The sequence below is a fragment of the Enterovibrio baiacu genome (assembly GCF_004120195.1).
Lineage (GTDB): Bacteria > Pseudomonadota > Gammaproteobacteria > Enterobacterales > Vibrionaceae > Enterovibrio > Enterovibrio baiacui.
Genome location: NZ_SCHN01000046.1, coordinates 1 through 1,003, shown reverse-complemented (window position 1 = coordinate 1,003; position 1,003 = coordinate 1). Strand labels below are relative to the sequence as shown.

General features: G+C 42.4%; 2 protein-coding genes and 1 pseudogene. 1 reads left to right on the top strand and 2 read right to left on the bottom strand.

Annotated features, from left to right (window positions below):
- Both EQP46_RS23970 and EQP46_RS23965 read right to left on the bottom strand, forming a co-directional pair.
- On the bottom strand, positions 1–266 hold a 266-nt coding region (locus tag EQP46_RS23970; RefSeq protein ID WP_476729644.1), incomplete at its 3' end, for a transposase.
- Between the two features lie 68 nt (positions 267–334).
- Positions 335–685, bottom strand: a complete 351-nt coding sequence (locus tag EQP46_RS23965) for a hypothetical protein (protein WP_129495975.1) — start codon at positions 683–685, stop codon at positions 335–337.
- A 91-nt stretch (positions 686–776) separates the two neighbouring features.
- Here EQP46_RS23965 and EQP46_RS23960 point away from each other — a divergent pair.
- A pseudogene (locus EQP46_RS23960) lies at positions 777–1,003 on the top strand (IS110 family transposase); the annotation flags it as partial.

The following is a 1,003-nucleotide window of genomic DNA, read 5'->3' as shown; positions in this document are numbered from 1 at the left end:
ATATTTGACAGCGCTTTTGCCTTTTCAGCATTGATATGCAAAACCACATGATAATGATTACTCATGATGGCGTAAGCGCATACATCGATACAAAACGCACCTGCCAGTGCAAGTAGTCGTTTTTCAATCCACTCTCGACGATGTTCGTAACTTTGTTGCGCTTGCTCATCATAGCCACAGAGAAATGACCGACGAACACAACGTGAGACGCAGTGGTAATAAGGTGTAGCTTCAATACTGATGAGGGAGGATCGGGCTTTTGTCATTAAGATTCAAAATGGATGGCAACTGAACAATATGAAAAGCATATCGTTATGAAACCATCCATTCATCTTTACCACGCACCTTTGAGCCTGAAAGCACTAACGCATGCAACTGATAAGGTTATGGTTTTCTTAGAGTGTCTGTCCTTGTCTTGCTCATACTCTCGGAGTTCTATATATTCTAAAAATGTACACAATTCAGAAAAACCAACTTTAGAGTAATCAACATTTTCTGATTCTTTGACCTGAAAACACTCCCTTGCATAATTGTCCACTCGTTGGAAAATACCATTACATTCAACCTTAAACCTTGCCATTGCTTTAGTCAGCAGTTCAGCGGTCAAAGGAACCCCCGCAGCTGCAGAAAAGCCAGCACCAAGTATAAAAGTCCGACTTTTCATAATTTCTTTCTCAAAACTCATAGATATACTCCTAAGCGCCTAACGAATGACATGGATCCCCCTTCATGTGGATTTTCCACACTTAGGTGTCTTTTTCAAAACCGGAGGTTCCATGTCTTCTTTAATCTTTTGCGGCGTTGACCTTGCCAAACACCACTTCTCTTTGCACGCGGTTGATAACCGTGGAAAGGTCATTCTTCACAAATCGGTGTCCCGCGCTAAATTGCTGACTACATTAGCAAATATGCCACCCATGCGTATAGGTCTTGAAGCTTGCAGTGGTGCGCATTATTGGGCGAGAGAGTTCATTCAACTCGGTCATGATGCGCGTATTATGGC

Bases quoted from the DNA above. Each gene is read 5' to 3' on its own strand.
- EQP46_RS23965 (WP_129495975.1), bottom strand. From the start codon at position 685: ATGAGTTTTGAGAAAGAAATTATGAAAAGTCGGACTTTTATACTTGGT.